General features: G+C 38.4%; 22 protein-coding genes. All 22 read right to left on the bottom strand.

What is annotated here, in order from left to right:
- Positions 1-2: 2 nt before the first annotated feature.
- Positions 3-707 carry a spore cortex-lytic enzyme gene (sleB, locus tag ACPLVE_RS05090; RefSeq protein ID WP_424610408.1) on the bottom strand — a complete coding sequence of 235 codons (705 nt, stop codon included), beginning with the start codon at positions 705-707 and terminating at the stop codon, positions 3-5.
- A gap of 83 nt (positions 708-790) precedes the next feature.
- Positions 791-1,429, bottom strand: a complete 639-nt coding sequence (spoIIR, locus tag ACPLVE_RS05085; protein ID WP_424610406.1) for a stage II sporulation protein R — start codon at positions 1,427-1,429, stop codon at positions 791-793.
- Positions 1,430-1,507: 78 nt separating this feature from the next.
- Positions 1,508-2,662 (bottom strand): Ger(x)C family spore germination protein, encoded by a 1,155-nt coding sequence (locus ACPLVE_RS05080; RefSeq protein WP_424610404.1) that lies wholly within the window; start codon positions 2,660-2,662, stop codon positions 1,508-1,510.
- Positions 2,659-3,756, bottom strand: a complete 1,098-nt coding sequence (locus ACPLVE_RS05075; protein ID WP_424610402.1) for a GerAB/ArcD/ProY family transporter — start codon at positions 3,754-3,756, stop codon at positions 2,659-2,661. Before ACPLVE_RS05075 ends, ACPLVE_RS05080 begins: the two co-directional genes overlap by 4 nt.
- Positions 3,743-5,341, bottom strand: a complete 1,599-nt coding sequence (locus ACPLVE_RS05070) for a spore germination protein (RefSeq protein WP_424610401.1) — start codon at positions 5,339-5,341, stop codon at positions 3,743-3,745. Before ACPLVE_RS05070 ends, ACPLVE_RS05075 begins: the two co-directional genes overlap by 14 nt.
- 9 nt (positions 5,342-5,350) lie before the next feature.
- Complete coding sequence (locus ACPLVE_RS05065; RefSeq protein ID WP_424610449.1) at positions 5,351-5,518, bottom strand: CLC_0170 family protein; 168 nt, start codon at positions 5,516-5,518, stop codon at positions 5,351-5,353.
- Positions 5,519-5,645: 127 nt separating this feature from the next.
- Complete coding sequence (locus tag ACPLVE_RS05060) at positions 5,646-6,365, bottom strand: nucleotidyltransferase family protein (RefSeq protein ID WP_424610399.1); 720 nt, start codon at positions 6,363-6,365, stop codon at positions 5,646-5,648.
- A 5-nt stretch (positions 6,366-6,370) separates the two neighbouring features.
- On the bottom strand, positions 6,371-7,048 hold the full coding sequence (locus tag ACPLVE_RS05055) for a GntR family transcriptional regulator (protein WP_424610397.1): 678 nt from the start codon (positions 7,046-7,048) through the stop codon (positions 6,371-6,373).
- Complete coding sequence (ispE, locus tag ACPLVE_RS05050; protein ID WP_424610395.1) at positions 7,045-7,941, bottom strand: 4-(cytidine 5'-diphospho)-2-C-methyl-D-erythritol kinase; 897 nt, start codon at positions 7,939-7,941, stop codon at positions 7,045-7,047. The genes ACPLVE_RS05055 and ispE overlap by 4 nt, the downstream gene beginning before the upstream one ends.
- A gap of 91 nt (positions 7,942-8,032) precedes the next feature.
- Positions 8,033-9,550, bottom strand: a complete 1,518-nt coding sequence (locus ACPLVE_RS05045) for a DUF3794 and LysM peptidoglycan-binding domain-containing protein (RefSeq protein WP_424610393.1) — start codon at positions 9,548-9,550, stop codon at positions 8,033-8,035.
- Between the two features lie 101 nt (positions 9,551-9,651).
- Positions 9,652-9,924, bottom strand: a complete 273-nt coding sequence (locus tag ACPLVE_RS05040; protein ID WP_424610448.1) for a Veg family protein — start codon at positions 9,922-9,924, stop codon at positions 9,652-9,654.
- A 178-nt stretch (positions 9,925-10,102) separates the two neighbouring features.
- On the bottom strand, positions 10,103-10,957 hold the full coding sequence (gene yabG / locus ACPLVE_RS05035; RefSeq protein WP_424610391.1) for a sporulation peptidase YabG: 855 nt from the start codon (positions 10,955-10,957) through the stop codon (positions 10,103-10,105).
- Positions 10,958-11,023: 66 nt separating this feature from the next.
- On the bottom strand, positions 11,024-11,575 hold the full coding sequence (gene spoVT / locus ACPLVE_RS05030) for a stage V sporulation protein T (protein ID WP_424610389.1): 552 nt from the start codon (positions 11,573-11,575) through the stop codon (positions 11,024-11,026).
- 101 nt (positions 11,576-11,676) lie between these two features.
- Complete coding sequence (locus ACPLVE_RS05025; RefSeq protein ID WP_424610387.1) at positions 11,677-12,597, bottom strand: peptidylprolyl isomerase; 921 nt, start codon at positions 12,595-12,597, stop codon at positions 11,677-11,679.
- Between the two features lie 45 nt (positions 12,598-12,642).
- Entirely contained in the window at positions 12,643-16,152 is a 3,510-nt protein-coding gene (gene mfd / locus ACPLVE_RS05020) for a transcription-repair coupling factor (RefSeq protein ID WP_424610385.1), read from the bottom strand.
- A gap of 6 nt (positions 16,153-16,158) precedes the next feature.
- Positions 16,159-16,509, bottom strand: coding sequence for a hypothetical protein (locus ACPLVE_RS05015; protein ID WP_424610384.1), 351 nt, complete (start codon positions 16,507-16,509; stop codon positions 16,159-16,161).
- A gap of 30 nt (positions 16,510-16,539) precedes the next feature.
- Positions 16,540-17,097 carry an aminoacyl-tRNA hydrolase gene (gene pth / locus ACPLVE_RS05010; RefSeq protein ID WP_424610383.1) on the bottom strand — a complete coding sequence of 186 codons (558 nt, stop codon included), beginning with the start codon at positions 17,095-17,097 and terminating at the stop codon, positions 16,540-16,542.
- A gap of 111 nt (positions 17,098-17,208) precedes the next feature.
- Complete coding sequence (locus ACPLVE_RS05005; RefSeq protein WP_424610381.1) at positions 17,209-18,567, bottom strand: S1C family serine protease; 1,359 nt, start codon at positions 18,565-18,567, stop codon at positions 17,209-17,211.
- Between the two features lie 264 nt (positions 18,568-18,831).
- A complete protein-coding gene (locus ACPLVE_RS05000; RefSeq protein WP_424610379.1) occupies positions 18,832-20,241 on the bottom strand; it encodes a sensor histidine kinase in 1,410 nt (469 codons plus the stop codon).
- A gap of 2 nt (positions 20,242-20,243) precedes the next feature.
- Positions 20,244-20,924 carry a response regulator gene (locus ACPLVE_RS04995; RefSeq protein WP_424610377.1) on the bottom strand — a complete coding sequence of 227 codons (681 nt, stop codon included), beginning with the start codon at positions 20,922-20,924 and terminating at the stop codon, positions 20,244-20,246.
- 212 nt (positions 20,925-21,136) lie between these two features.
- Positions 21,137-22,087, bottom strand: a complete 951-nt coding sequence (locus ACPLVE_RS04990) for a ribose-phosphate diphosphokinase (RefSeq protein WP_424610375.1) — start codon at positions 22,085-22,087, stop codon at positions 21,137-21,139.
- Positions 22,088-22,094: 7 nt separating this feature from the next.
- Positions 22,095-23,468 (bottom strand): bifunctional UDP-N-acetylglucosamine diphosphorylase/glucosamine-1-phosphate N-acetyltransferase GlmU, encoded by a 1,374-nt coding sequence (gene glmU, locus ACPLVE_RS04985; RefSeq protein ID WP_424610374.1) that lies wholly within the window; start codon positions 23,466-23,468, stop codon positions 22,095-22,097.
- Positions 23,469-23,647 lie beyond the last annotated feature (179 nt).

The raw sequence follows: 23,647 nt of genomic DNA, 5'->3' as shown, positions 1-23,647 counted from the left end.
CCTCACCTTGCAAATATGTGACGTCCTATCTGAGTTAATATGGGTCTTGTAAATATCCAGTAATTTGAGACTCTCGCTGCATTATAGTAGTAAAGAGCTCCTCCAGTCGGGTCCCATCCTGATATGGCATCTATTGCAGCTTTTATACTTTCATCCGTAGGAGGAAGCCACATTTGTCCATCTTCCACGGCAGAAAAGGCACCCGGTTGAAAAATCACTCCCGGAATGGTTTTGGGAAATCTCGGATCCCTAACTCTATTCATCACTACTGCTCCAACAGCCACTTTCCCTATATACGGTTCTCCTCTTGCTTCACCGTTTATGAGCATTGCCAAAAGATAGACATCATCGCTTATACCTGCAGAAGAAGTCGATCTATAAGCCGCTAAGTCCTGTGCAGTGGTTGTAAAACCCAAAGCTACTTTTGTGTCATCATCTACTATCCCTGTCACCGCAAGACCGTTATAAGCCTGAAACTTCCTTACTGCAAGCCATGTCTTTACGCCAAAAAATCCATCCACAGGGCCATCGTAATATCCCCATGCTTTAAGTCTTGCCTGTACTTTAGCCACATCGTTTCCAGTATTCCCCCAATATAGATTAGACATAGCAGTTTTTGTCATACTTATGGCTGTATATTCAAACACAGCAGTCGCAAAAACTATCAATATGGCTATTATGATTTTAAAGCGTATTTTGAAGCTCAACTTTACCTTCCTCCTTTCTTGCGTCTGTAAATATTTTTTGTAGTAATAAAACTATTATTCAGTAAAAAATAAAAGGCCCTTTATCAAGGCCTTTCTGGTGCTAATGCCATTTTTAACTTTGAATAATATTTTTCAAAAAGTTCCGCAACCTTGAATTTTATCTTGTTCTTATCTAACTTTCCCTTATCTTCCTCTAGAATGTATTTCATTATCTCTTCTGCCGTTTTCTCGTCAGTAAAACTGTGTTTTGCATCCACAATACATAAGGGCGGGAAAACAACGCACCACCAATTTTTACCTTTTCCTTCTCCTAACACGATTTTAAGGGCGGTATAATTTCCTGCAGGAACCGTAAGAGCTCCATAATATCTCGTTGGAAAAGAAAATACTCCATACTCCACCTTGACCTTATATTTTTTCCCTTCCTTTTTAACTATTTCTTCAGCTAACTTTTTTATATTCTCTAAATTCCCCCTTATCACCTTTTCTGATTGTTCTCTTGTCTTTACCCCTTCAAGAGCAGGAGTCAGTTCAACAAGAACAGCATCTCTTACCTTGAGTTTCAGCTCTTGGTCTTCAGAAGAATCACTATTGGCAATAACATGAAATCGGATCAATTTTTTTGACCAAGCACCGACATCTATCTTATTTTCTAAAACTCTCCCTGAAATTATTGAAATAATTATGACTCCAATCAAAAAGGCTGCAAATACTTTTTTCATCTTTACCCATCATCTCCCCAAATTTCACCGTATTCTTTACAATTTAAGTATTGACAGCCTAAATAAAAAATATACATACTACCTGAAAAGACCTATCCTTCTTACATGGGAAGTTACATCGACTTTTATTTCTATATCCGGAAAAATTTTATTCCAGTCTTTGCCAATTTTACTCCACAATGAAGGGTAAAATTTTTCAATATAATCTCCAATTCCAAGCATATCAACCTTTAATTCTTTTTGGAATCGATTTATAGCTTTATGAGCCATATTTTTGATCTTGTTGCTGGTTTCCTTTTCTATCAAGTTGACAATATCTCCTTTTATCATCTCCCCATGTTTTTCAAAAGTATACTCTGTAACATCTCCTTCCACATCCAACTTTACTCTATAAACAATTTTCCCGCCTTTTACTTCAATTCCTCTTCTTCGCACTACATTTGACACATTAAATGGTACCTTTACATTTCCTTCATTAGCAGGAAGACCTATCGTAACATCTCCACCCTTTACAAGGCCTGTCAAAAACATATATCCCATGTTTTCATCGTCTTCCATCCATCCAGCAAGCTTGTAATCCTTGATAATAGCTGAACCTGCAATTTTGACCTCATTTTTACCAGCTACTATCTTGGGAATTATTGCATTTCCATTTGTCTCATGTAAAGATTTTGTGATTTTGTTATAATTTACAGAAGGAAAAATTGATGTCAGGTTGTAATGTTTAAATATATCTCTTATATAGGCACCCGTGTTAGGCTCTAAATCATATTTTTTTAAAAGTATATCCTGTGCCTTTCCTGGTGTAACAAGAAGGTACACTTTTCTACTTAATTCATAACTCCTGTCCAGCGAATCTAGAACTTCTTGAAACCTTGCTTTGTCTTCTACAACCTCTTTCCCAAAAATTATTGCCTGCGTATGCCCAAGATACAGAGCTTTGTCCAATCTTGCACTTATGTGGCGGGAAGCAGAAAAAATCGTGTCTGCCACTTCAGACACAGCAAAGCTTGGTTTTTCACTTCCACCACTACCCCCGCCGCCTGAACCTTTTGCCAATTGGGCGACATTAGGAAACTGGAAAGTTACCAAATATCTTTTATTTGATTGAGATAAATCTATTCCAATCGCCATTACAAAGGCTCTGTCCTCTATTTCGATTTTGTCCCAGCACCCTGTCAAAAGGAGGGGTAGAAACACCATCAAAATGATTGTGAATATCTTTTGTCTCATTTTTCATCACCCGTTTTTTTCAATTTCATTAAAAAAGCTAAAACTATTGGCAAAATCGCTATAAAAAATATAGAAAGATATTGTGCCACAAAATTAGCGTATTTATAAAGGGTCACTATGGAATCGGGAATTATTGCCATTAAGTACATGGGAGGAAGTAACGGCAAGACGAGATAAGAATGCTCTTTTGCCTTTATGAGTTTCGATAAAACCAGAACAGCAAAATAATGAAAAGAATAAATAGAAGTAAAAATTGTGAATGTCCATATCGCCATCACGATTCCTTCCACATTCTCTATGAAAAATACTGGAAAGTTTATAGACTTAATCAAGGTCAAAAAGGGCCACAGCTGTTCTTTGGTTTCCTTATATCCAAAAATTCCTATTACAAAAAAGCATATGTACATGTAAAAAAGTGTTGTAGAAATTATAGAAACATTTACGCTCTTTTTAAGTTTCTCCTGATCTACCACATACGGGAAAACCATGTATAAAAGTTCGAAACCTACAAAGCTATATGTAGTAAAAAGGACTCCTTTCAAAAAATGGACAAATGAGACTCTCATAAAAGGAAGAAAATTTGTCAAATCCACATCAGATAAAGTCGGCAAAAAAAGTAACAAAAGAGGTATTACAATCACAGGAAACAATATCTCCGACATCCTCGCAATAGGCTCAAGCCCATACCTTACCAGGTACGCAGAAGCAAAAAGCATAGTGATTATTATGGTCTCAATGGGGGTACTGGGAAGCAAATATATCTTCAGTACTTCGCCAAAAATCCTCACATCCAGACTTACAAAAACACTGAAGTAAAATATCAAGACCATGCTTAAAACAATTGCTAAAGGTTTTGTCACAAGCTTTGAAGCATATTCGGAAAAAGTTTCTGTGGGAAATTTAGAAGAAATCCAGAGTATAAGCCTTGCAAAGAATAAAGAAGCAAACCCTCCTGCCAAAATGGCTAAAAGCCCGTTCGGTCCAACTTCCTTTGCAACATCAGCAGGAAGGCTCAGTATCCCTGCTCCCACCATCGTAGTAAATAGCAAGATTGCTACTTGATTTGCAGAAATTTGGTCGTTATTTTTTATCATTTCTCCCTCTCCTGTCCTCTTCTAAACTTTCTATTTTTTCTTCTCTCAGATCTACCATCTTTCTTTTATCAGGAGTATTGAGTATTTCTGGCCTTTCTTTAAAATACATTAAAGGAGCCCGTATTAAAGTATCCGCAAGGTCGCTTAAATCTATTTCCACAAAAGGAGAAAGATACGGTACCCCAAAGCTTTTTAAAACAACAAGATGTGTCAAAACTATTATAAGCCCCAGCATTATACCGTAAAGTCCGTAGACAGCTGCTAAAAACATGAATACAAATCTTAACATCCTAAAAGCTATGGCTGCCGAATAGCTTGGTATAGCAAAAGACGCTACAGCCGTTACTGCTACCACAATTACCATAAGTGGGCTCACAATACCCGCCTGAACTGCAGCCTGTCCTATGATGAGACCTCCCACAATACCTATTGTCTGTCCTATCGGAGCAGGGAGTCTGACTCCCGCCTCTCTTAAAAGCTCAAAAGTCGCTTCCATTATCAAGGCTTCGAAAAAAGCCGGAAATGGTATGCCCTGTCTAGTAGCCGCTACATAGAGAGTGAGCTTTGTAGGTATCAAACCGGGATGATAAGCAGTAAAAGCTATATAAACCGCTGGAGCAGTAAGGGCTACCAGTGCCGCTAAGAATCTTAAAACCCTGAGTAAGGAAGATATCATCCATCTTTCGTAATAATCTTCTGCCGACTGAAAAAGAGTAGCTAAGGTCGTAGGAAGTATCAAAGCAAAAGGCGTATTGTCTGTCAAAATGGCTACTCTTCCTTCCAGCAACGAAGCTGCCACTTTATCTGGTCTTTCCGTCGTTAAAATTTGTGGAAAAGGGGAATGCCAGTCTTCCTCTATAAGCTGTTCTATATATCCGCTTTCAAAAATACCATCTATTTTTATATTCTTAATTCTTTCAATCACTTTATTCAAGACATTTTTATCAACGATATCGTCCATGTAAAGTATAGCGACATCTGTATGGGTTCTTTCCCCAACCTGTATCTGCTTTATTTTTAAGTTAGGGTCTCTTATTCTTCTTCTGACCAAAGCAGTGTTTACCCTCAAAGTCTCAGTAAAGCCATCCCTTGCTCCTCTTATCACCGTTTCGGCCTCTGGAGGAGAGATGGACCTTTTATCCCATCCTTTACTAGAAATTATCACAATATCCGGAGAGCCTTCGAACAAAAGGGCGGTATCACCACTTAGTATTGAAAGAATGCATTTATCTAAATCATTAACCTCTTTTATATCTCCCCCACTTATCGTGCCTTTCTTTATTACCTCATATAGATTCCCTTTTATTTTATCGATAGATGGGTCTGCCTGTCTTGAATCTAAAAGGAGTGAATGAATAACATGGTCATTCACTAAAGCCTTGTCAATAAGCCCATCTATAAAAACTACTGCCAGATTAAATTCCTGATTTTCTCCCACCCATAAATCTCTATATATTACATCATCGCAATCTTTAAGCTTTCCTTTTATGTAATCAAGATTTTCTTTTAAACTTCCTGAAGAAGGTCTGCCTTCTCCTTCTTTTTTCTGAGCATCCCTCTTAAAAAACCGATCAAAAAGCCCCATATCAATCCCTCACATTGGAAAAAGAATTCTCAGAATAAGCGCAATTATGCCTGTTAATATATAAAAAACTCCTACTGATTTACAAACTTTTGAGTCTTTATAAAGTCCTTTTCTTTCTAGAAGTTTTGGCTCTATAAAAGCCTCGTAGATACCTACAATAAAAACTAAGACAAACATATAGACAGTGAAATACTGTCTTATAAAATGAAGAAATTGCCACATACTTTTATCTCATCCTTTCTCTCATATATCTTTTACAGTAAACAAAAAAATATACAAATAAAAAAATAGGCTTGCGCCTATTCTAAAGATACTTTATAGCCATTTTTACGTCTTCTTCCTTGTCCACATCGTTTCCTATCTCGGGATAAGGCGAAATTATTGCCTTACCCTTTATTCCAAAAACCTCTTCTACTTTTTTCTCTATATGAGAGATAGAAAGTCTGCCTATCAAAAATAAAAAGAGAATTTTTGTTCCCAGCAATTTACCGAGTTTCCATGGTTTTTTTCTGTAAGCAATAACTTTCTTGGCTTCTTTTACAAGCTTGTCTATGACAGCGGGATTTATGTAAAAAATATTCCCGCCCGTGAATACACCTTCTTTAACTCTAGCATAAGTCCTTCTTGCATCAGGAAATTTTTTTAAGTTGTCTTCTTTCCTTATGATTGGATAACATAAATCCGCACCAGTTTGTTCAGCCTTTTCAATAAAATCGCATACCGCCTCCCCTGTCAGGAAAGGGATGTCACAGGTTAAAATTATCACCCTCCTATCGTTTTTAAAAGGCTGTATCCCTCTTAATATATTCTCCATCATATTATCCGACTGGGGAACAATAAGGTCTATTCCTTCAACCTGCTTCAATTTTTCAGGGTCTCCTACTACGGCAATCTTTTCTATTTTTTCGCATTTTCTTAAAGCCTCTATTACATATGAAATCATGAACTTCCCTTTAAGCTTTACAAAAGCCTTATCAGGTAGCCTATCCTCTTTAGTGCTGCCGGCCACAATAACAGCATTCATGGGCTTCACTCCCTGTCGCTAAAATATTTACCACTTTTCGCTACCTCTTCTTGAAAACTGTGAACATGCTTTTCTGCCCATTTTTTAGCACCATTTGCATCCCTTTGTTCAATAAGTTCTGCTATTTTTTTGTGTTCCTGATATATCTTTTTTGCTCTTTTCTCTTCTGTAATGTACCTTACTCTAAATCGATGTACATGCTCTTGCAAATTATTCATTATTTGGATTAATTTGTAATTACGTGATGCAGCAAAAATTAAATCATGAAATTCTTTATCAAGTCTTACCAAGGCTTCCATATCTTTTTCTTCCATTTTGACCCTGAATTCTTCCACAAGGCTTTTAAGTTTCTCTACTTCCTCATCGGTAATCCTTTCGGCAGCAAGCGAAGCCGCTAAACCTTCAAGAGAAGCCCTAACTTCCAATACATCTAAAAGGTCTTTCGCATTCAAATCCGCCACATATGCGCCTTTTCTCGGCACCATAACCACGAGTCCCTCAAGCTCCAGCTTCCTTATGGCTTCTCTAACCGGAGTACGGCTAACTCCAAGTTTTTCTGCCAGCTGGACTTCCATGAGCCTTTCACCCGGTTTAAGTTTTCCTGTTATTATTGCCTCTTTCATGTAGTCAAATACCAAATCTCTCAAAGGCTTGTAGTTCTCCAGTGTAAAAAATTCGCTCATAGCACTTCTAACCCCTTATCCACAGTTTTAGAAACAAAAACAAAAGGATAAATCTCCTTAAGGTCATGGTAGGCATTTTCAAGTTCTTCGCCAGTTTCAAAAATCCCGTATACTGTAGGTCCACTTCCTGTCATGGCAGCAGAAATAGCTCCTTTACCCATTAAAAATTTTTTTATATCTTCAATTACTTTATATTTCCTAGAAATTACTCTTTCAAGGTCATTTCCTATGCTAAGAACAGCCTTTTTTATATCTCCTTTTCCCAAAGCCTCTACGAAAGAAAAGGTGAAGTTTGAGGTTTTTAATCCCGCCCTGTCCCACTCTTCATAAGCCTCTCTTGTAGAAATCTCAAGTTCTGGTTTTACAAGAAGCAGATGTAAATTCACACCCTTTAAATCCTGAATTTTTTCCCCCCTTCCACGGGTTACCTTTGTTCCTCCAATGAGGCAAAAAGGCACATCAGACCCTACTTGCAGCGCTATTTCCGCTTTTTCAAAATCGGAAAGCTTTAAATCAAATAGCCTATCCAATGCTACTATTGTAGCAGCAGCATCTGCACTTCCCCCAGCAAGGCCGGCAGCTAAAGGGATGTTTTTATGAAGTCTTACCCTTATACCCTCTTTTAAATCGTATCTTTGTTTTATAAGTTTGAAAGCCTTTATTATCAGGTTTTCTTCTCCTACAGGAACTTTACTGTGATCACACTCAAAAAAAACGCTCTTGGCCTTCTCAAATTCTAAAATATCTGCCAGGTCAATAGACTGCATAACACTGACTATCTCGTGGTAACCATCTTCCCTCTTAGAAATGACGTCCAGTGTAAGATTTATTTTTGCATAAGCCTTTATCTTTAGCATTACTATCCCTACTTTAGCAATCATATTTTTATACATACATTATACAACAAATTTTCTGTAAAAAAAATACGCAGGCTGTGCCAGTAAAATTAAAAGTATTAAAAGTGCACAGCCCACTTTGCAAAAATTACCTTTTTATAGGTATAATAAGCTTTTCGCCTTCAGAAACTTTTTCATCGGAAAGCCCATTTGTAATAATCAAATCCTCTACACTCACCCTGTATCTCTTTGCAATGTCCCAGAGTTTTTCTCCTCTTTGTACCATGTAGATTATTATGCTGTGATTGACCTCACCCCTTGGCATATCTACCTCCTTGAGGTCATATACAAAATTCAGCTGTAGCTCCTCTAAAACCTCCACATGGCTTTCCAAAGTGAACTTAAATTCAACCTCCTTTATATTGTTTATCTCGTAAGAAACATGGGGTACAAAAATTTCTACAAAGACTTCACCTTCTCCGTCCGTCTCTAAGAAAGTCCTAAATGGATACTCGTCTTTATAACTCTTTATTCCACCATCCTCCGACATGTAAAGTACAGTGTAATTCAATACTCCCTCCAAAATCAACTTATTTTTTTCCCAATTATAGTCAGATATAGAGGGCACTAAAAGCACTTCCATTATCCTTCTTACCATGGAAGGAAGTTCAACCTCTGTATTTACTATGAACTGAGAAGAATAGCTCCTTATCGAAGACAAAGCTTTCGTTGCTTCCCGCAAAGGTTCAACATAGCTTTGCGTGCCATAAGCATCCACAGGTATATCCCTTTCCTCTTCTTCGTAGACTTCTACCCGGACTTTCATGATAATTTCTACATCTAAAGCCCTATTTTCACCTTTTTCATCCTCAAGTAGAGTAACTTCTACATCTACAACCTCCTCACTGGTATTAGCCCTCATGTAGTTTAAAGCCCCCGGCACATCAACAAAATTTGCATATTTTAAACTCACGTCCCGACTTTTAAGCTCCCCCTCTGCAGAAATGTACAAAATCTGGCATTTTAAATTCCCCTGCACAATCACTTTGTTTTCCGACACTTTTGGCTCTTCAGGAAAGACCAATACTTGTTTTCTTAAAATCTTTCTGAAAGGCACCTCCTCTTTTTCAAGCTCTACTTTTTCTTTTACAAATACTTCTCCAGTATTCTGCCCTACAGCACGGATAAGTCTAATCTTCTTTTTCAGCGTCTGCAAACCTAAAGACTCTTCTCCTCCCACTACCACTTCTTTCTTTTCCGAAACAAAAAGCTTGGACTGAATTCTTACAACAGCTCTTATGCTCAATTTTCTGCTGTTTACAATCCTGTAATCCAGATTTTCAATGGAAGCTTTGGCGACATACCTTCCTCTTTTATCAATGTCACCTTCTATAACCTGAGAATAATCCAGCTCCCTTTCTACTGACACCATCTCTCCGTCTTTTTCACTCAGGTAAAGAAGGTCTAAAAGAAGTTTTCCTTCAAACTGAATTTTGTCAGAAGTCAAAAAAATATCATCTATGTAAGTAGAAGAGTCTATTGCCAAAACTGTCAGTATATCTGGATAATTTTCAGGAATGATTATATCGCCCTCTACAAGAAATTCTGTATTGTAGCTTCCGGCTATCATATCGAACTCCAAGATATCTTTATAAACCTGTGGCATAATTTTACCTCCTCAAAATATATCATCAAAGGAATATGCTAGTATAATATATAATGAGAGAGATAAAATTATGCCAAAAAAAATAAGACCGAAAAATTCGGTCACTGCAGGCAGGGAATTCTTTTATTTTCATCCATCACCGTAAGTTCTACCGTTTCGGTCAAAATATCTGAATAACTGTAGGATACCCTGCGGGTCGCTCCTTGTCCATCAAGTACTACAATAAAAATGCTGGGATAAGTCTTTTCCAGTAACCCTTCTTTTATTATCGTCTTTTTCCTTCCCCCATTAGTTTTCAGCCTGACCCGCGAGCCTACATGTTGCTCCAACTGTTTTTTTATCTCATCAAGGGTTGATCTATCAGCCACTTGCATCAACTCCTTAGCAGTGCTGAAAATAGTATACCACAATTTTCAGACAATGTCAAGGGCATAATATTATACCAAGGTATGAGGCTTTTTGTCAACAAGTATTTTTATTCAAAAAAATAAAAAAACCTGCAAATAGCTTGCCTATTTGCAGGTTTTTTAGATACTTTCCCCACAAATTCTTTTAATATTTCCCTTTAGGCACTCCATATCTGAATTTCCCCATGGTCTGTAATCCTCCAATCCCGGCGGCTCCAGTGATAGTGTGTTCTATCAATTCCTCTATTTTAACGAGTTCATTTATATGGGAAAAAGCTACTTTTTCACTGACAAGTACCGGGTCCAGACAATGAATCAGTACTCTCTCCGGGGAGCTAGCATAATTTGCTCCTGCCTTTATCAAAGCTTCGTAGTTGGACTGACAGGCACCAGCAAAAATCACCAGATTATCTAAGGAGGGCTCATATTTTCTGGCATTTTTCACTGACTCAACAAAATACTTCGAATTCCTGTAATTATTCAAATCACCGTAATCTCTCGCATCACTTTTTATACTGTCATGACCTGTGATAACCAGAATATCCGGCCTGTGCCTTTCGAGAAGGTCATAAATCCTCTCCGGCTGTTCCTCTTCTTTTAAAACTATTCCTACGACCTCCATACCTACTTTCCTATAAGCCTCCATGCACACATTTAAATATTCCTCATCTCCATCGATGTGAAGAACCTTTCCTGGCCTTCCGTAAGGTTCTTGGCGCATTCCTCTTGCCATGCTTTTTCTTCGCTGAAGGCTTTTTGATTGAGCAATTTTTTTTAAAAGGTACTCCGCCTTCTCTCTGTATGGCCTGTCGTGTTCTATTATCTTAGCTCGAGAAGCTTCAATTAAGTCATCTTCAGGCGCGTCTGCTATTATCCTCATGTTGAGCCCATGAAGAAGATAATACCTAATTCCTTTGTTATCTATGACATTAATGACCCTGAACAAAATATCAGAGCCATAGGACTTCCTCATTACAATGTCATTTATGCGAAAAGCCATAAAATACCCCCCTGCGTTTTTCTATACTCCATAATATGCAGGGGGATATATAAAAGGTGATATAATTCACTCTTCCATCTGTTTGCCCAAAAAAGCCGCAGCAGTTTCTGCAATTTTTGCCTCTACTTCTGTCACCGTTTCTCCAGGCTCTTTTGTAAATATCACCACGCTTCCTATAGTATCTCCTCTTGAAATTATTGGCACAATCACTTGTGAAGTTATACTAAACTCCTGTCCCTCGGCTATTTTAATCGGAGCCTTGTCCTTTCCTGTCCCTAAAATCACTGTTTTCTTTTCTCCCAAATAGTTTTCTAATTCTTGACTTATAGGTTTATCTATAAGCTCTTTTTTGGGAACTCCTGCCACTGCAATTACCGTGTCTGTATCGGTTATACACACAGCGTGCTTTGTAGACTGATATATGCTATCGGCGTATTCCTGTGCAAAATCGCTCAATTCGCTTATAGGCGAGTACTTTTTTAATATTATTTCTCCTTCTTTGTCAGTAAAGATTTCCAACGGGTCCCCTTCTTTTATTCGAAGGGTTCTTCTTATCTCTTTAGGTATGACAACTCTTCCCAGATCGTCTATTCTGCGAACTATTCCTGTTGCTTTCAAAGTAAATACCTCCATTTCCTAAAATTTTTAGCTCAAGATTAGTATTTATGTTTTTCCATAAATTTATGCGTAAAAAAAAGCTGGCAATTGTATGCCAGCCCTTAACTAACTTTTACTTTTATATTTTGAGGAAACTTTTCTATCTTAGAAGCCTTCACAAGCTCATCATATTTTTCTTTTATAACCTCATTTTTCTTGTCATGTAAAAGATAACTCTCAATCGTAGCTTTTACTTCATCAAAAGGTTTTAGAGTAATGCTTTCAAGCTGTATTATGTGATACCCATACTGGGTTTTCACGGGTTTAGAAATCTCTCCAGGCTTTAAGGAGAAAGCTACATCCTCAAATTCAGGTGTCATAACTCCCCTTGGAAATTCTCCTAACTCTCCTCCATTGTCCTTAGTAGCCGTATCAATTGAATACTCTTTTGCCAAAGCAGCAAAATCTTCACCTTTCATGAGCCTCTGGTATATATCTTCTGCCGTCTTTTCATCCGCAACAAGAATGTGACGAGCTTTTGCTATCTCAAAACTTTCTTTGTGCTCATCGTAGTATTTTTTAAGCTCCTCCTCGGTCACTTTCACATCTTTTGTGTATTCTGCAAACAGCTTGTCTATGATAAGATAATCTTTTATCTGTTCTTTTGTGACTTTGCTGTTAAATTGCTTTTCTTTATTGTATTCTTCTTCGACTTCTTTATCCGTTACTGTTATGTTTTTCTTTTTAGCCTCTTGCAAAAGAAGTTTTTGTGCAACCAAACTATCTAAAACATTTTCCTTAACAAGGTCTAGAAACTTTTTCCCCTGATAGTCTTTATCCCATATGTCTTTAGTGTAAGTAGGAGAGCTTTCTATTTGTTCTTTCACTTGATTAAAAATCTGCTGATACTCTGCATTGGTAATCTTTTCTCCATTGACTACGGCAACAACATCCCCCGATACAGCTTCTTTTTTGGAGGAACATGCGGAAAGAGAGACCCCGATAAAAATAACAGCTAAAATTAAAGCAATTTTTCTTCTCAAAATTACATCCTCCTAATCTTAAATTTGCCACAGCACTATTATATCTCATTTCTTGGCCAACTGCAAATCTTTCATTTTCTCAACCAATTCTATCAATTCCTTGAGTAAAGTCTCTTTTTTATTGTATTTGTAGGTTAGATATGGGGGGTTTTGACTTGAGAATACAAGGTTCCCCTTATAATCTCGCACCATATCTTCAATAAGGCTTACATCGACGGAGTTTTTATCTTTAAACTTCAGTATAACCCCATTTGTCTTTTCGCTTATTTCTATTATGGAAAGCGTCGATGCAACCGCCTTTATATACGCTATATCTAAAAGCGCCTCTACAGGCTTAGGATAGTCCCCAAACCTGTCTATTAACTCTTCTGCTACCTCCATCATATCTTCTCTCGACTCTATAGAAGCTATCTTTTTGTACATCTCAAGTCTTAAGTTTTCATCTTCGATATAGGAAGAATCAATGTAAGCACTAACCTTTAAGTCTATGGTGGTAATTATTTCTTCTTTTGGTTGCTCCCCTTTGAGATTCCTTATTGCCTCTTCTAAAAGTTTTAAATAAAGGTCATATCCTACAGCATCAATGTGCCCGTGCTGTTCCGCCCCCAGCAAATTTCCCGCTCCTCTTATCTCCAGATCCCTCATGGCAATTTTAAAACCTGAACCAAATTCAGTAAACTCTTTTATGGCTTCAAGCCTTTTCTCTGCCACTTCACTTAATACCTTATCCTTTCTGTAAGTGAAATAAGCGTAAGCCAATCTATTTGACCTGCCTACTCTTCCCCTCAATTGATAAAGCTGTGCCAGCCCCAGTTTATCTGCATCGTACACTATTATGGTATTTACATTCGGTATGTCAAGTCCTGTCTCAATTATAGTAGTAGTCACAAGCACATCGTATTCTCCTTTTAAAAAATCCACCATGACCTGTTCTAACTTGCTTTCCTCCATCTGACCATGGGCAACTGCAACTCTGCAATTCGGCACTAATTCCTTTATAAAATTAGCCATCCTCTCTATCCCTTGGACTCTATTGTATACAAAATACACTTGTCCCCCTCTTCCCACCTCCCTCAAAATAGCATCCTTTATGAGCTCTTCATTAAATTCCACCACATAGGTTTCCACAGGAAACCTGTCCTCAGGTGGATTTTCCAGTATGCTCATATCCCTTATGCCAATCAGGGACATGTGCAGTGTCCTAGGTATAGGAGTAGCAGAGAGCGTTAAAACATCTATATTTTCTTTTAACTTCTTAATTTTCTCTTTATGAGCCACTCCAAATCTCTGCTCTTCGTCTATTATCAAGAGCCCTAAATCTTTAAACTTTACATCATTTTGTAAAAGCCTGTGGGTACCAACTACTATGTCGATCGTCCCATCTGCTAGCCCTTTAATTATTTGAGCTTGTTCCTTTGGAGTCCTGAAACGGCTTAACATCTCTATCTTTACCGGAAAATGTTTGAATCTTTCTAAAAAATTAGTATAATGCTGATAAGCTAAAATAGTGGTCGGACACAGAAAAACCACCTGCTTCCCATCAGCTACCGCCTTAAAAGCAGCCCTTAAAGCGACCTCGGTTTTACCATAACCCACGTCCCCACAGAGAAGTCTGTCCATTGGCTTATCCTTTTCCATATCCTCCTTGATCTCTTTTATGCATCTTAGCTGGTCTTCTGTCTCTTCGTAGGGGAATTGATCTTCAAACTCTTTTTGCCAGGGAGTATCTGGAGAAAAAGCATGCCCTTTTGCCATCTGCCGTTTAGCATAAAGTTCTATTAAATCCTTTGCCAGGTCCTCTACAGCCTTCTTCGCTTTTCTCTTCGCCCTTAGCCACTCGTTTCCACCTAGTTTATTGAGTTTTGGTGGGTTGTCAGTAGGACCTACATACTTCTGCACAAGGTCTAGCTGCTCAACGGGCACAAAAAGGACATCGCCCCCGGCATAAACTATTTTTAGATAATCTCTTATGACACCGTCCACCTTTATCTTTTCTATCCCCTCATATTTGCCAATGCCATAATTCACATGAACAACATAAGACCCTACTTCCAGTTCGCTATAGCTCTTTATCCTCTCCGCATTTTTCATCTTAACGGTCTTTCTTGTCTTTTTTGTTTGTCCGAATATCTCACTATCGCTTATAACAGCAAATCTAGCATCCACATATTCAAATCCTTTTGTTACCGAAGCAGGGTATATCACCACCTGCCCTTTTTGTATGTCATGCTCTTTATCCTCCACTACAGCAGAGTCGATGCCGTAATCCTGCAGAGCATCCTTCAAAATCTTTGCTCTTTCCTTATTACCGCTTAAAAGAAGCACTTTATACCCAGCCGATTTGTAGTACTTTAAATCCTCTACCAGAAGGTCCATTTTCCCGTGGAATGAATGCATAGACCTTGATACAAAATTAACAATTCTTTGGGGATGGAACTCTGCCTCCGGCTTAGCCAGCGTGTTCATAATTACTAAAAAATTACTTTTTAGGTCTGTCACTATTTTATTATAGTCAAAAAAGATATCTTTTTGCTCGGGAATAACTTCTCCTCTTTCCAATAAATTTTTAAAATTTTCATTAAATTCAAGTTCCAAATTGCTAATTCTCTGCTTGATTCTGCTCGTCTCATCTAAAATCACAATAGCCTCATTTCCTACATAATCTCTGAGAGAGGCAGGGTTTTCATAGAAATAATTTATGAGTACTTTAATACTTTCTCTCTTTCTCCCTTCGCTTATCTCTTCCATTATCTCATCAAACTTTTCCTTTAACTTTTCCGCCATGCCGCTTTTTGTTTTCCTGATTTTTGAAAGATAATCGTTTAAATCCCTTGATAAAGTCGATATTCCTCTTTTTATGTGCTCTTCTTCTACTATGAATTCAGTAGCCGGAAAAATAAAAACCTCTTCTACCACATTCAATGACCTTTGACTCATAACATCAAAAACCCTTAAAGAGTCTACTTCATCGTCAAAAAGTTCTATTCTAAAAGGGTATTCTTCCGTAGAAGGGAATATGTCTATTATACCGCCCCTTACACTAAATTGGCCCTTGCCCTCCACTGTCTGTACCCTTTCATACCCCATCACCTGTAATTTTCTCGAGAAATCCTCTAACTCAATCTTGTCTCCTACTTTAATTCTAAATTGGTATTTTTTGAAAAGATTAAAAGGAATCAGCTTATCAAGCAGAGCATCTATAGAAGCGACGACAGCAAGAGGAGTCTCCTCACAAAGTCCTTTTATCACTTTAAGCCTCTCAAATACGATTTCATGGCTTGCAGCCGCCACCTTATAAAACACCACATCTCTTTTAGGGAAAAGATAAGCTTTCCCCTCATTAAAGGAGTATAAGTCCTCATATATCCTCCGTGCCTCCACATCATCAGGAGTTACGACTAAAACAGTCTTATTAAATTTTTTCATGAGATAATGCGCTATATGGGCCTTCTGAGAATCAACAAGCCCATATATCAAAACAGGACCTCTCCCTTGCTTTAACTCTTCCTCTATCGCTTTTACCTCTTTTAGTTCCTCAATCTGCACTGTAAACATACATCCTCACCTCAGCATAAACCTATTCCAAACCACATGAAGAAGAGAAGCAGAAAAAATTGCAGTAAAAAGGTTAATCTTTATGTATAAAACATAAGAAACAAGGCCAAAAATTGAATGACTCAATATGCTCAACGCCGCAGCCCTTCCGTTTATTTTATGTGAGACCTTTGTGTAATCATTTACTGCTTCAGCAATTCCAAACATAAAATGAGAGACGAGTATAGAAGATGTTAAATATCCAAAGACAGTCTTCGAAGTTTCTTCAATAAAAGGGACAATGTAGATTATAGCCTTCTCGCCGTATTTTTTTACCACAGCGCTATTTAAAAGATATGCTACAACAATACTTGCCATTCCTGATAAAAACCACATCTTCAAGCTCCTTTAGCCGTTAAATCTGCTCATCGCATGCTCAATCCCATTTTCTATTATATCAATAACCGCCTCTGCAGCCTTCTCTACCGCTTCCTCTATTACTTTTTTCTCCTCCTCATTGAACCTTCCTAAAACATGCCTTACAAGCTCTCCATTTTCAGGTCTGCCAATACCTATTCTAACTCTGGGAAAGTCTTCACTCTTTAATAAGTATATTATCGAATTCATGCCATTGTGACCGCCTGAACTTCCTTTCCTTCTTATTCTTATTTTCCCCACATCGAGGTCTTTATCATCGTATATTACAATTACATTTTCAAGTGGAAGTTTATAAAAATTGACAGCATCGTACAGCGCTTCGCCACTTAAATTCATAAAAGTCTGAGGTTTCAAAAGCACTATTTTTTCTCCGTTAAAATACCCTTCTCCCATTAAGGACTTGAATTTAAGCCTTGAAACTTCTATCCCAAGCTTTTTTGAAAGTACATCTATAACCATAAAACCTACGTTATGCCTTGTACCTTCATATTCCCTTCCCGGATTTCCAAGGCCGGCTATCAAATACATCTTCTCACCCTTCCTTATAAGATTAATTATACAATATGTAGTCAATAAAAAACAACCTGCCAACTATAAAGTTGGCAGGCAGGTGCGTGGGAGGCCTATATCTATTTTAACTTATTGTTGGAAATTTGCACTGCTTTGTAACTTGACAGGAACAGTAAATGTCCTTCCATTTCTCCATATGGTCACATTTATTGTATCTCCAACTTTGTGGCTATTTATGATGGTCTGAAGGTCCTCAAAGGAGTTAATCTGTTTGCCATCTGCCTTTATTATAACATCTCCTGGCTGGATTCCGGCTTTTTCAGCACCGCTTCCAGGTTGAACCTGTACCACATATACTCCTACTGGCAGGTTGTACTGAGCTGCATCCTGCGGAGTTATTGTTTGTGCACCTATTCCCATCATTGGTCTTTCCACATATCCATGTTTTATAAGTTGTTCAATTATAGGCTTGGCTTCATTTATAGGAATAGCAAATCCCATGCCTTCAACCGGTGTGCTCTGTCCTTGGAAAATCCCAAAGGGGTCTTGTATGCTCGGACCTATGGCAGTAAGTTTCACGCTTGTTATGCCTATTACTTCTGCCTTGCTGTTTACAAGAGGACCACCGCTGTTACCAGGGTTTATAGCTGCATCTGTTTGTATAAGATTTACAGGGCCGTAGTCGCTCTGTAAATTCCTGTTAAGACCGCTTACTATACCTGCAGTAACTGACCCTGCAAAAGACTCGCCAAGAGGATTACCTATTGCGACTACTAATTCTCCGGGCTGGAGTTTGGAAGAATCTCCAAGCTTTACAACAGGCAAATTAGGAAGATTGATTTTCAAAACCGCAAGGTCTGTCCTCGGGTCAGCCCCTATCAGTTTTGCATCGGCACTTCTTCCATCCAAAAGTTTTACTGTAATCTTTGAAGCCCCTTGAATTACGTGATTGTTGGTGACAATGTAGCCATCCGGGCTTATGATAAATCCCGAGCCACTCCCTTTTGGCACATATTCCGTCTTGTATCCGTTAGTATAAGCGGTACTCGTGTCAATCTCAACGACTGCAGGGCTTACAATTTTGTATATGTTGGGTATCAGATTAAGTATACTGTCCTGAGAAGAGCCAGAATTTTCAGCTAGAGGTAGATACCTCGTAACAACTTGCTGTTGCGGGACTACGCCATAATATTTCATAAAAGCCCCTGTTACACCACCACCAATTATAGCAGCGATCAAAGCAACCGCCACAAAAGAAGCAATAAGTTTTCTCCTAAATCTTTTAACCATACGCCCTACACTCTTTTTATTGTTTCTGAACTCCACTTTTGGAGTAGAAGTTAAAGTTTTCTCTTCTTTAGATTCAGTTACCACCTCTTCAGAAGGTTCCTGCGGCATATCTCCTAAATTTTCTTGAGGTGGAACTATGCTCTCAGGATCTTTCTTTTCAATATTATTTTCAAAATCTTTTTCATAGTCCATGCTCATCCTCACTCACTCCCTTTCCTTTTCTTGATTTTAATTATACTTCCTCTTTATTAACAAATTATGAACATCATGTAAAGATTTTGGGTAGTTTTTATTAAAATTTTTAACTGCTTTTCTTTTTAAATAAACATGCGGCCCAAGAATTTCTCTTGGACCGCTATGATAAGGGAGGTCAAGGAGAGGCATTTGTCTCTCTCAAGTGTTATTATAAACTCAAATTGTTAATAAATTGTTAATAAAATGTAAATATTTTATTGTGATTTCTTAAACTTTTTTCACTGGCAGAGTAAAAGTAAAAGACGTTCCTTTTCTAGGCTCGCTTTCAGCCCATATCTCTTCTTTGTGAGCCTCTATTATCTTCTTCACAATGTAAAGGCCAAGACCAGCGCCGTCCTTTCCTCTTGACTTATCCGCTTTGTAAAATCTTTCCCATATATGCTCTAAATCTTCAGGAGATATACCTATTCCATTGTCATGAACAGTGATAAAGACCTTATCTCCTTTAACTTCAGTAAAAAGGTGAATAACGCCTCCCGGCTTAGAAAACTTTATAGCATTGTCTATTAGATTTGTGAGAACTTGCTCTATCTTGTCTCTATCTGCAAAAACAAACCTCCTATCCTCTTCAAAATCCACCTTTACTGTAAGGTCTTTTTCTACTATTCTTTTTTCAAACTTTATAATGCAAATTCTTATGAGCTCATTTATGTCAAACTCAGTTCTATTAAGAGGAAACTCTCCCGACTCAAGCTTTGTCATTTCCAGAAGGTCATTTATCAACCGGGACATCCTTCTCGTCTCTTCCTGCACCACTTTGAGGTAATCATAAGTTTTTTCTTTAGGAATAGTCCCATCCAATATGCCGTCTATATAGCCTTGTATTGAGGTTATTGGAGACCTGAGCTCATGGGAGACATTTGCGACAAATTCTTTCCTCATATCTTCCAGCTGTGCAAGTTCCCTTGCCATCACATTAAAAGACCGTGCTAAATCTCCTATCTCATCCTCTTCAAAATGGTCAACTCTTGCAGAAAAATTCCCTTTTGCTATCTCTCTTGCAGCAAGGCTCATTTTCTTAAGAGGCTCAGATATTCTGTTTGAAGTGTAGGATATCAATATAAAGCTCACTACAAAAGCCACTCCGCCTGATAAAAGCATCAAAAGGAAAATGTTTAAAACCGTCCTGTTCATCTCTTCCAGTGATGCGTGCATGAATATGGCTCCTTCAATATGCCCCTTTATCACAAGAGGAACTCCAACTGTAAGCACAGGGCTTGTAAAAGCCCCTCCAAAATAGCCCTTCTTTACAATGGATTCTCCTTTTAAAATATTTTGTATATCAGCCTTACTGAGAGTAATCTTCATCCACGGCTTTCCCTGCTGAGACTGGCTGTAAACAAGGCCCTCCTTGTCCACAATCCACACTGTTGCATTAATAAGTCTCGTCACAACATTAAGCTCCTGATTCCACTTATCTAAATTTATATCCCCTACCGCAAACTCGTTCAAAATAGCGTTTATCTCCTGTGCTTCTTCCAGCATTATTTTTTCTTTTTCAGCAAAATAGTAATTCTGAAACATAATGTAAAACATTATAGAGACGACAGCCAAAGTTATGGCAACAATTATTATGTTGCTTATAAAAAGCTTTTTAAAAAGCCTGTTTTTCTTCAAACTCAGTTCACCTCAAACTTATAGCCTACTCCCCAAACGGTTGTAAGCTTCCAATTTGGCCCTTCTCCCATTTTCTCTCTCAGTCTTTTTATGTGAACGTCTACCGTCCTGCTGTCTCCCATGTAGTCATAACCCCAGACATTCTCTAAAAGCTGATCCCTTGTAAATACTCTGTTGGGATGGGTGCAGAGAAAATAAAGAAGTTCCAATTCTTTCGGCGTAAGGTCAATATTTTTACCTTTGTATACCACTTTGTACTCGCTCAAACTCACATAAAGGTCTGGGTAAGACACAGCCTTATCGTCGCCTTCTCCCTCATACCTTCTCAAAACCGCCTTAACCCTCGCTACAAGCTCTTTCCCATCAAAAGGTTTGACAATGTAGTCATCGGCTCCAATCTCCAGCCCCAAAACCTTGTCCAGTGTGTCTCCTTTTGCAGTAAGCATAATTATGGGCACTTTAGAAAATTTTCTTACTTCTTTGCAAAGTGCAATTCCATCAATTCCCGGAAGCATTATATCGAGTATTACAAGCTTTGGAGGATTTTCCTGTATCTTTCTAAGAGCTGTCTGTCCGTCGTAAATCTGCTCTACTTCAAAACCCTCTTTTTCGAGGTATAAAGAGACAATTTCGCATATATTCTTGTCATCGTCCACCACATAAATCTTCTGGCTCTCTCCCACAAAACCACCCTCTATTCCTCTTAAAAATGCCTTTTTTAAAATTATACCATAAATAAAAAAAAGACATAAAGTGCCTTACTCTATTTACAAAGTACAAAAAGTGGCATTTTGTGTAAAAACGTCCCTTGTTGCCAAAGCAGTGATTAAATTTGACAACTTAAAAGTATAAACACAAAATGCCACTTGAATTAATATGAAGCCCATAAATCGCCTTATGTGAAAAGTTTACTCACTGACATGCCCTCGTGTATTCTCAAAATCGCTTCTGCAAAAAGAGGTGCAACTGACCTTACCTTTATCTTGTCAATCTTCTTCTCTTCAGGAAGAGGAATGGTATCGGTTATGACAACCTCCTTGATAGGAGATTCTTTAAGCCTTTCAATAGCGGGACCCGAAAGCACACCATGTGTTGCACAGGCGTAAATCTCCACCGCTCCGTGGTCTAAAAGGGCTTCTGCCGCCTGTACAAGTGTCCCTGCAGTATCAATTAGGTCGTCTACAAGTATTGCTTTTTTACCCTTGACATCGCCAATTATATTCATAACCTCGGCCACATTCGCTTTTGGCCTTCTTTTATCGATGATGGCCAGAGGGGCGTTTAATTTTTCTGCAAAATACCTCGCCCTTGTTACACTTCCATGGTCAGGAGACACAACCACTACATCATCCCCTAATTCCTTATCCAAGAAGTACTTGGCAAGAATAGGTCCTCCTAACAGATGATCTACAGGAATGTTAAAATATCCCTGAATCTGAGGAGCGTGCAAGTCCATCGTGACCACTCTATGAGCTCCTGCCGCTGTGATGAGGTCGGCTACCAGTTTAGCAGTTATAGGGTCTCTAGCTTTTGCCTTCCTGTCCTGCCTTGCATACCCGTAATAGGGTATGACCGCATTAATCTCAGCAGCTGAAGCCCTTTTGAAAGCGTCAATCATTATGAGAAGTTCCATCAAATTGTTGTTCACAGGAGCACAAGTCGACTGAATTACAAAAACGCTTGCTCCCCTTACACTCTCCCCTATCCTCACACTTATTTCTCCATCGCTAAATGTACCGACTTCTGAATCCGCCAGTTTAAGTCCCAGATGTTCGGCTATTTCACTGGCCAATTTGGGATTTGAATTCCCCGTAAAAATCTTAAGTGAATTAGTATACCTCGCCATTTTTACATTACAGCCTCCCCTTTTTTATTCTTTCCTCTACCCAGCCCTCTTTATTGGTCTGTCTGCTCCTCGCAATGGCGAGAGCTCCTTCAGGCACATCTTCTGTTATGGTAGAGCCCGCAGCAATATACGCATTATTGCCAATCTTCACAGGCGCCACAAGATTGACATTGCAGCCCACAAACACATTGTCTCCTATAATGGTCTTGTGCTTGTGCTTTCCGTCATAATTTACAGTAATTGAACCGCAACCCATATTAACATTCTTTCCAAGCTCTGCATCTCCTACATAAGTAAGGTGTGGAACTTTGCTCCCTTCATCGATGACAGATTTCTTTATCTCAACAAAATCGCCAATCTTTACATTATTCTTTATCACAGATTCTGGCCTTATGTGGGCAAAAGGCCCTATTTTAACATTGTTGCCCACACTTGATGAAAGCACCACAGAATACATTACACTACATCCATTTCCAATGATAGAGTCCACAATCCTCGAATTAGGCCCTATTTCACAGTCTTCCCCTATCCTGGTCTTACCCTGCAGAATAGTTCCCGGCAAGATAACTGTATCTCGTCCAATTTCAACTTCTGCCTCTATATAAGTGCTGTCTGGATCTATTATCGTTACCCCATTTTCCATGTGCTTTTCATTTATTCTCCTTCTCATTTCCTTTTCTGCAACAGAGAGCTGAATTCGAGAATTTACTCCTATTATCTCTTCTGACTCCCCGGCTATAGCGCCGATTTTCCCTCCCATATTCCTTATAATCTCTACAGCGTCTGTCAAATAGTATTCTCCTTGAGCATTATCATTAGTTATCTTTTTTAACGCATCTTTTAATTTGGAAATATTCACAACATACATTCCTGAATTTATCTCTTTTACCCTTTTTTCTTCTTCGCTTGCGTCCTTTTCTTCCACAATCTTCACGACATCTCCACTTTCATTCCTTATTATCCTTCCATAGCCTGTAGGGTCGTCAAAAACAGAAGATAAAATAGTAGCATCATTCCTTCTTTCAAAGTGATACCCTATGAGCCTTCTCAAGGTGTCAGAAGTGATAAGAGGAGTATCCCCTGTTAGTATTAAAACTTCTCCCTTCTCTGGCAGAAACTCTTCTGCCATCATAACAGCATGACCTGTCCCAAGCTGAACTTCCTGATATGCATATATAACCTCATTCCCCAGCACTTCCTCTACCATTTCCCGCCCGTGCCCTACTACAACGATTACTTTCTTAGAGCCTGCTTCTTTCGCCGCTTCCACTACCCATTTTATCATGGGCTTACCGCACACTTTGTGGATAACCTTTGGATACTTTGACTTCATTCGTTTGCCCAGTCCAGCTGCCAGAATAACACTTACTAGCTCTTCCACTTTACCCACCTTCTATAAAAAATATACTATTCTACCCTATACTATTTTAACTATAATTCTCGCAAAGTTCAACAAAAAAATAAAAAGGAGACAAGCTCCTTTCAGTTTGTTGACAAAGCCCTTTTTATTTAAGTGGCATTTTGTGTTAATGCTCCGGAGTTGCAAAGCGACTAAACTAA

The sequence above is a fragment of the Caldanaerobacter sp. genome (assembly GCF_049701115.1).
Classification (GTDB): Bacteria; Bacillota; Thermoanaerobacteria; order Thermoanaerobacterales; family Thermoanaerobacteraceae; genus Thermoanaerobacter.
The sequence above is the reverse complement of the archived record's forward strand: the minus strand, read 5'-3'. Positions and strand labels throughout refer to the sequence as shown.

What these genes read in the sequence shown, in the direction of transcription:
- spoIIR (WP_424610406.1), bottom strand. Translation starts at nt 1,429, where the DNA reads ATGAAAAAAGTATTTGCAGCCTTTTTGATTGGAGTCATAATTATTTCA.
- ACPLVE_RS05080 (WP_424610404.1), bottom strand. Translation starts at nt 2,662, where the DNA reads ATGAGACAAAAGATATTCACAATCATTTTGATGGTGTTTCTACCCCTC.
- ACPLVE_RS05075 (WP_424610402.1), bottom strand. Translation starts at nt 3,756, where the DNA reads ATGATAAAAAATAACGACCAAATTTCTGCAAATCAAGTAGCAATCTTG.
- ACPLVE_RS05070 (WP_424610401.1), bottom strand. Translation starts at nt 5,341, where the DNA reads ATGGGGCTTTTTGATCGGTTTTTTAAGAGGGATGCTCAGAAAAAAGAA.
- ACPLVE_RS05065 (WP_424610449.1), bottom strand. Translation starts at nt 5,518, where the DNA reads ATGTTTGTCTTAGTTTTTATTGTAGGTATCTACGAGGCTTTTATAGAG.
- ACPLVE_RS05060 (WP_424610399.1), bottom strand. Translation starts at nt 6,365, where the DNA reads ATGAATGCTGTTATTGTGGCCGGCAGCACTAAAGAGGATAGGCTACCT.
- ACPLVE_RS05055 (WP_424610397.1), bottom strand. Translation starts at nt 7,048, where the DNA reads ATGAGCGAATTTTTTACACTGGAGAACTACAAGCCTTTGAGAGATTTG.
- ispE (WP_424610395.1), bottom strand. Translation starts at nt 7,941, where the DNA reads ATGTATAAAAATATGATTGCTAAAGTAGGGATAGTAATGCTAAAGATA.
- ACPLVE_RS05045 (WP_424610393.1), bottom strand. Translation starts at nt 9,550, where the DNA reads ATGCCACAGGTTTATAAAGATATCTTGGAGTTCGATATGATAGCCGGA.
- ACPLVE_RS05040 (WP_424610448.1), bottom strand. Translation starts at nt 9,924, where the DNA reads ATGCAAGTGGCTGATAGATCAACCCTTGATGAGATAAAAAAACAGTTG.
- yabG (WP_424610391.1), bottom strand. Translation starts at nt 10,957, where the DNA reads ATGGCTTTTCGCATAAATGACATTGTAATGAGGAAGTCCTATGGCTCT.
- mfd (WP_424610385.1), bottom strand. Translation starts at nt 16,152, where the DNA reads ATGTTTACAGTGCAGATTGAGGAACTAAAAGAGGTAAAAGCGATAGAG.
- ACPLVE_RS05015 (WP_424610384.1), bottom strand. Translation starts at nt 16,509, where the DNA reads ATGGCAAGTATTGTTGTAGCATATCTTTTAAATAGCGCTGTGGTAAAA.
- pth (WP_424610383.1), bottom strand. Translation starts at nt 17,097, where the DNA reads ATGTATTTGATAGCCGGCCTTGGAAATCCGGGAAGGGAATATGAAGGT.
- ACPLVE_RS05005 (WP_424610381.1), bottom strand. Translation starts at nt 18,567, where the DNA reads ATGAGCATGGACTATGAAAAAGATTTTGAAAATAATATTGAAAAGAAA.
- ACPLVE_RS04990 (WP_424610375.1), bottom strand. Translation starts at nt 22,087, where the DNA reads ATGGCGAGGTATACTAATTCACTTAAGATTTTTACGGGGAATTCAAAT.